The organism is Catenibacterium sp. UBA627 (assembly GCF_002299355.1).
Lineage (GTDB): Bacteria > Bacillota_I > Bacilli_A > Erysipelotrichales > Coprobacillaceae > Catenibacterium > Catenibacterium mitsuoka.
The window spans coordinates 1-6,662 of sequence record NZ_DBPF01000045.1 but is presented as its reverse complement, the minus strand read 5'-3'; the positions used below and the strand labels follow the sequence as shown (position 1 = coordinate 6,662).

The window sequence follows — 6,662 nt, the reverse complement described above, 5'->3', positions numbered from 1 at the left end:
GCACTATCATGATTACCAGAAATCATCATAATAGTAGATTGGGGTACTGCTTCCTTTAAAGATGTCACAAAAGAGTCAAATAGACTCACTGCTTCAGCACTAGGAACAGCTTTATCATATATATCACCTGCAATCATAATGACATCAGGTTGTCTGTCTTTTGCGTATTGTACAATTCTATTAAGTATATATTGTTGGTCTTCTGTTAAGTCTCTATTCATTAGCTTTAAGCCAATATGGAGATCAGATAAATGAAATAGTTTCATTATTATTCGTCCTTTCTGTGTCAAGATAAGTTTATTATACACCATCTCTATATTCTATGTCTGAAATTCATGCTTGATAATACCTTGAAATAGGTGTCATAGAAAAAAATATAAAATTGTTTAGTGTAGACAAAAAATAAGACAATATACAACAATCAGTATTATAATAGTACTAGAAAACAAATTGATTGGAGTTGTATAGTATGTCTTATTTTGATCAAAGAGAAGATTCTATATTGTTGATGGATGAATCTCTTCTTAATTTATATGATGAACAATTTGAATACAGTTCATTCAAATCTTTAATTTCTAAAAAATATGATCAATCTAATGTGTTTATGAATCATCTTTTTGATTCCATTGAACAGGATGATGATGTGAATTTAGTCGTTGATCTGTCAGATGAGTTGAAAGAAAAATACAAAAAGGGATTACTTAGATTCGATAAAGATAAGAATGGCAACATGTATGCGCAGTTACGAGATGAGAAGAATCATTACGGTAAGAAATTAAACATCAAAGAACAAGTGAATGAAAAGGATTTGATTATTGCATCACAGTTAAATGTCATCAAAGATGTATTAGCTGATATTGTAGATACATTAGAAAATATTGAAGAGAACATCAGTCATATATTGATGGAGTTTCATAATGATAGAGTAGGATTATATTATAGTGGTTTATCTCTCTATCTAGAAGCATTACAGGTAAGTGACGCATCTTTGAGAAAAGAACTAATAGCTCAATCATTGAAATCTCTCAATGATTCACAGGCTCAAATTATTCAGGAATTCAAATCTGATATAGCTTTCTTAAGATCACCTCAATTCAATAAGATAAAAAGAAAGAAACACGATTGTCTTGTAGAGAAAATGCAGAACATTCATGTTTGTTTTCAGACGATTAATAGAATCATCACCTTAAAAGCAATGATTTATTTTGATAATAATCAATTCAATTCTATGCTGATGGTTTGTAATGAATACCAGAGGTTCATAAAAGCTATCATAAAACCAAACGTGGGATTTTTGATTGAATGTGATCCAAGAGATGACAAACTCATAAATGGTACTTGGAGTAAAAGAGCGAATGCATTACTTGACTACAAAGAAATTCAAAACAAATTAAGAGCTATACAATACAAAACGGAGGGTAATTAGTATGGATTTGAGGAAAAAGGCTTGTCCTAATGAATTTTGTAAGACACATAGAAAAAAGAAATTTAATTCAAAGGTTAACTATTGTCCTGAGTGTGGTGAGAAATTAATCTATGTTTGTAAGTCACATGGCTGTTTTAAACCATTGGATGAAGCAGAATCTGAACATAGTTATTGTAATGAATGCCGTACAAAACGAGAGGATAGAAAAGAAAAAGCAATACATGTGGCGAAAAAAGGAGCTGAGGTTGCAGGTTTTGTAGCAGTACCAGCAATAAAAGTATTAAAGAAAGAGGCACCAAAAATAGCTGAACAGGTAGCAGAGAAGGCTGTGAATGTAGCAGCTGAAGTGATAAAAAAGAAGTTATAGCATAATTGAGAGGATATTCACTGTAGTGGGTATCCTCTTTTGTTAGTTATAGAATAGATTTTTGCATATGATTACAGTTTTCTAGTCTAAAAAAAGAAACAGCAATCCGCTGTTTCTCTCACGTTAGATTCCAAACTCTCTTGCAAGTTCTTCATCTACTTCATCTGCAGTAAATGTTTTACCTTCTTTGATAGATTCAATACCTTTTCTTAATTCTTTGTCTAGTTCTTCTTGTGTCCTACCACCAATTGCGGTTGGTTCTGTATATGTCATATCTATCACCTCTTTAGTCTATAGTAAGCATTATCAACATGTATTACAAGACAAAAAGATAAAAGAATATACTTTCTATACTGTAAACAATAATACTACAAAACCCATAAGTACAAACAATACAGGTAGAATAATCGCAATGAATCTATTAGATGCTTTCTTATACCAATAAGGAATTAACGATAATCCAAATAGAATTATACTAGCTGCAAATAGATAATCACCTTCCATGATACCTACACAGCCAAATAGAGCTATACCTACACCAATAAGAGTACGAATAATATCAGATATAAGAAATACAGAACCTATTGCTTTTTTCTGTATTCTTTTTCTTTTCATCTTCTTTTCATATCTTGTATATTCATTGTCTAGAGTACTATCACATACAGGACATTTCTTCATTCCCGGTTCTACTCTACATCCACATTTAGGACAGATCATTATTTCACCTTCTCATAAGCTATTCTAGGTGTGCCATCTTCTACATAGATAATTCCTGTTTCTTGAAAACCATTTTTTAATACAACCTTCTGCATAATCTTATTATCTTCATGTGTATCAGCTCTTAGATGTGTACATTTTTCACTACAGAAATCCACTGCTTTCTTAAAAACTTGATGCATAATACCATCACTCGCAATGCGATGAATCGTACCATAAGTACTGTGATCAAGCCATGCACCTTCTATTTCCTTATATGTAGGATCTTCTCCTATAATAAACGCAAAGACACTATGTATAATAGAATCTTCTTCCATTACAAAGAGTTGATGTTTATGAATGTCTTCTTCTAATGTTATTTGATCAGGATAACGGCTGTTCCACTGATGTGGGTTCCCTGTTTGTCTCATAAATGCTTTCGCAATATCATATATTTCTAATATTCTTTCTATATCTTCTATTCTTGCTTCTCTAATAATCATGATTCATCCTCCCTACCACCATTTAATCAAACAGGGTTAATCTCTGTCAATATATAAAACAGGAGAAGCTCCTATTAACCTTTAGATGTATCACTTAATACCAACATATTTCATTATAATCCTCCCTCAGAACTTAACAGATTATGTTTATTCATTTTGTAATATACTAATCCTACTAAATCCGCAAGTGCCCAGCCTATTGGGACTGACCACCATATACCAATGACTCCTAGTGCTGGTATAGAAGATAAAATATAAGCTAAAACGACTCTTGTACCAAGTGAGAATACTGTAAGAACAACACTCATACCTGGTCTTCCTAAAGCACGATATAAACCATATAACAAGAATAAACAACCTATACCGATATAGAATGCACCTTCTATTCTTAAGTAGCGTACACCTTCTAGGATGATGCTTGTTTCTTTGGCATCTACAAGGATCATCATTAAAGGTCTAGCAAATATATAAACTAGAATAGAAATGACTATACAAAATACTGAAGAGATACGAATAGCTTCTTTGAGTCCTTTTTGTATTCTTTCTTTTTCTTTGGCTCCATAGTTTTGAGCAATGAATGTAGAAAAGGCATTTCCAAAATCCTGTACAGGCATATAGGCAAAGGCATCGATCTTTACTGCAGCTGCAAATGCAGCCATAACGACTGTACCAAAACTATTGACTAATCCCTGTACCATAAGTATTCCTAGATTCATGACAGATTGCTGGATACATGTTAGAAGTGAGAAAGAGATGATCTGATTGATTCTTTCTTTTTTTAAATAACTGATTTTAAATATGACAAGTACTTCTTTATAACATAGAAGTGTATAAAGCATGATGCCTATACCTGATACATATTGAGAAAGTACTGTGGCAAGGGCAGCACCCTCGACTCCCATCTTTAATACAAGTACAAAATAGAGATCTAGAATAATATTCAAGATAGAAGAGATGGCAAGAAAGATGAGTGGAATGACTGAATTACCAATGGATCTTAAATAAGCCGTAAAGAAGTTATATAGGAATATCGCAATGATTCCCATAAAGATATATAAGAGATAACATCGCATATCACCCCATACCTCATGAGGCACTCTTAAGAAGAGTTTAAGTGCATCTAGACATATATAAGCAATGATATTAAGTAATATGGATATGAAGGCGATAAAGAAGAAGGAGGCACATAGATCCTGTTTTAATCCTTTTTCATCTCTTTGTCCAAATCTAATAGAAAAGAGTGCACCACTTCCCATACATAAGCCTAATATAATAGATGTAATAAAGGTCATCAATGTAAAGGATGACCCAACAGCTGCAAGTGCTGTTTTTCCTAAGAACTGCCCTACTATTAAAGTATCAGCAATGTTGTAACATTGCTGCAGGAGATCACCTAATATCATAGGTATCGCAAACAGCAGCATTGATTTTATAACAGGTCCTTTTGTAAGATCCTTATTCATTGTATACCTCCTATTCGTAAGTTATAACTTACGTTATGTAACTATTATAGTATGATAGTTTACTTATATCAACTTGTGATTCACTTTTAGTAATGATAAGATAGATAAGACAGGAGTGATTTGTATGTATTTAAATGGTTTAGATGAGTTAGATCAGAAGATTATTCAATTATTAGTAAAGAATGCACGTATGTCCTATTCTGATATAGGTGAGAAGATCGGTATTTCTAGAGTTGCAGTAAAAGCCCGTATTCAAGCTTTAGAGAATAAGGGCATTATTGAAGAATATACAACAATTATCAACCCACAGAAGATTAATGGTGCTGTATCCTGTTATTTTGAAATAGAAACAAAACCTGATAGTTTTAAAGAAGTAACAGATATATTAAATAAAAATAATATAGTCACTCAGATTTATCGAGTGACTGGTAGAGATAAATTGCACGTCCATGCAGTGGCATCTTCTAATGAAGAAATGGAACGTTTTCTTCATGATGTTATAGATACACTTCCCGGTGTATTAAGCTGTAGTTGTAATATTATATTGTCACGTGTAAAGGATATAAAAGGACTCAGACTTTAAAAGGCCAAAGCGATTGCGCACTGATCTTTTTTAGATTAAATCTCCCATTTCATAGGCTTGTTTATATATATATCCTGATTCTTTACTAAACCTGCATCCATGACATTTGTGGCATAGAGCTTACTCTTTATTTCATATTCTTCTAGATGTTCTACAAAACCGTCGAGGTCGCCTAGTGATCTTTCTACGATATCCTCTCCTAGACCCGCAGAAATAATATAATAAACATCTTTTTTACCTAAATGCTCCCAGATAGGATAAGTACGAACAATGAATGCTTTCATTTGTGCACTGATTCCATAGAAATAGACTGGTGTCGCAAGTACGAGTACATCTGCTTTTTGATAAAGATCAAGTATATCGGCCATATCATCTTTAAGTATACATGTTCCACCATTTCTCACACATCCATCACACGCTCTACAAAAGCCTATATTTTGATCTATGATACGTATCATGTCTACATGATGTCCTTTGTCTTGTGCCCCCTGCATGAATTGATTGCATAGTAATTGTGAGTTTCCATTTCTTCTAGGTGAGCTAGATATGATTAATATGTTTTTCATTCGTCATCATTCCTTTCATGTCAACTATATTGCTTATATTAGAGATATGTTTTAATTCATATTTTTTAGTTAACTTAATTATAATGCAATTAACGTGCTATGCATTGTATTTTTCGTGCATTCAATATATAATGTATTCAGAAAGGGGTTGATTGTATGGCTGGAAATACAACAAATATCAGTATTCGTATGGATACAGAATTAAAAGCACAGGCAGATATACTATTTTCTGAATTAGGTATGAATCTTACTACAGCATTTAATATCTTTGTACGCCAGTCACTTCGTGAGGGTGGTATTCCATTTAAAATAAGTATAGAACAACCTAATAAAGAAACTGTTGCTTCTATGTTAGAAGCGAAAAGAATTGCAAAAGATCCTTCCGTAAAAGGTTATAATGACCTTGATGAATTATTTGCTGACTTAAAACGATGAAAGAAAACAAATATACCATCAAATACACAACCAGTTTCAAAAAAGATTATAAACGTGCTATAAAGCGTGGATTAAAAATTGAATTATTAAATCAAATTATCACCTTACTTGCAACTGGTGAGTCCTTACCAGATAAGTATCGTGACCATGCATTATCTGGAGATTGGGCAGGTTATCGAGAATGTCATATTCTATCTGACTGGCTACTCATTTACTACATAGAGGAAGATGTTCTAGTACTGACGCTTGCTAACACTGGCACACACAGCGATTTGTATATTTAACAAACTGTCTGCCACCGTACAGGAAATAACTGTACGGTTTTTTATATAAAAAAGAATATAATCGTAATGAAAAACTCATTAGTTAAGCTATTAGCATTTCTGACTAGAATCATAATAACTTAACCTTCTGCAGGTCATTGTATAATTCCAATCATTACAACATAATTAAAACAAAGTAATTAATATAAGTTAAACGATAAATGTGAGAATACTAATAAACATGGATATCATAATAGAAGGAACTAATGCTTTTATTATTTTTTCAATCTAGATTTCATACATATAAATATTTAGACAAAAAATAGCGAAGTATTCATTTTCGAACACTTCGCCTTACTT

Annotated in this window: 11 protein-coding genes; 5 read left to right on the top strand and 6 right to left on the bottom strand. The window is 32.3% G+C overall.

What is annotated here, in order from left to right:
* A partial coding sequence (locus tag B2S90_RS03275) for a metallophosphoesterase family protein (protein WP_286696532.1) occupies positions 1-266 on the bottom strand: 266 nt, incomplete at its 3' end.
* Between the two features lie 203 nt (positions 267-469).
* On the opposite strand from B2S90_RS03275, the gene B2S90_RS03270 reads away from it, so the two are divergent.
* Both B2S90_RS03270 and B2S90_RS03265 read left to right on the top strand, forming a co-directional pair.
* Positions 470-1,426 carry a hypothetical protein gene (locus B2S90_RS03270; RefSeq protein ID WP_278861045.1) on the top strand — a complete coding sequence of 319 codons (957 nt, stop codon included), beginning with the start codon at positions 470-472 and terminating at the stop codon, positions 1,424-1,426.
* A 1-nt stretch (position 1,427) separates the two neighbouring features.
* Entirely contained in the window at positions 1,428-1,793 is a 366-nt protein-coding gene (locus B2S90_RS03265; RefSeq protein WP_055288981.1) for a hypothetical protein, read from the top strand.
* 123 nt (positions 1,794-1,916) lie between these two features.
* Here B2S90_RS03265 and B2S90_RS03260 read toward each other — a convergent pair whose 3' ends face one another.
* The 4 genes from B2S90_RS03260 to B2S90_RS03245 all read right to left on the bottom strand — a co-directional run bounded on the left by B2S90_RS03260 (position 1,917) and on the right by B2S90_RS03245 (position 4,455).
* Positions 1,917-2,066, bottom strand: coding sequence for a hypothetical protein (locus B2S90_RS03260; RefSeq protein ID WP_187114806.1), 150 nt, complete (start codon positions 2,064-2,066; stop codon positions 1,917-1,919).
* 75 nt (positions 2,067-2,141) lie between these two features.
* Complete coding sequence (locus B2S90_RS03255) at positions 2,142-2,510, bottom strand: hypothetical protein (protein ID WP_022425589.1); 369 nt, start codon at positions 2,508-2,510, stop codon at positions 2,142-2,144.
* The gene (locus tag B2S90_RS03250) at positions 2,510-2,992 is read right to left on the bottom strand and encodes a GNAT family N-acetyltransferase (RefSeq protein WP_055288983.1); all 483 of its coding nucleotides are present in this window, start codon (positions 2,990-2,992) and stop codon (positions 2,510-2,512) included. The genes B2S90_RS03255 and B2S90_RS03250 overlap by 1 nt, the downstream gene beginning before the upstream one ends.
* A gap of 113 nt (positions 2,993-3,105) precedes the next feature.
* Complete coding sequence (locus tag B2S90_RS03245; RefSeq protein WP_286696531.1) at positions 3,106-4,455, bottom strand: MATE family efflux transporter; 1,350 nt, start codon at positions 4,453-4,455, stop codon at positions 3,106-3,108.
* A 124-nt stretch (positions 4,456-4,579) separates the two neighbouring features.
* On the opposite strand from B2S90_RS03245, the gene B2S90_RS03240 reads away from it, so the two are divergent.
* On the top strand, positions 4,580-5,038 hold the full coding sequence (locus B2S90_RS03240) for an Lrp/AsnC family transcriptional regulator (protein WP_055234860.1): 459 nt from the start codon (positions 4,580-4,582) through the stop codon (positions 5,036-5,038).
* A gap of 35 nt (positions 5,039-5,073) precedes the next feature.
* On the opposite strand, the gene B2S90_RS03235 is transcribed toward B2S90_RS03240, so the two are convergent.
* Positions 5,074-5,604, bottom strand: a complete 531-nt coding sequence (locus tag B2S90_RS03235) for a flavodoxin family protein (protein ID WP_278780594.1) — start codon at positions 5,602-5,604, stop codon at positions 5,074-5,076.
* Positions 5,605-5,760: 156 nt separating this feature from the next.
* On the opposite strand from B2S90_RS03235, the gene B2S90_RS03230 reads away from it, so the two are divergent.
* Positions 5,761-6,039 (top strand): type II toxin-antitoxin system RelB/DinJ family antitoxin, encoded by a 279-nt coding sequence (locus B2S90_RS03230; RefSeq protein WP_055288986.1) that lies wholly within the window; start codon positions 5,761-5,763, stop codon positions 6,037-6,039.
* Positions 6,036-6,323, top strand: a complete 288-nt coding sequence (locus B2S90_RS03225; RefSeq protein ID WP_055288988.1) for a type II toxin-antitoxin system YafQ family toxin — start codon at positions 6,036-6,038, stop codon at positions 6,321-6,323. The genes B2S90_RS03230 and B2S90_RS03225 overlap by 4 nt, the downstream gene beginning before the upstream one ends.
* Positions 6,324-6,662 lie beyond the last annotated feature (339 nt).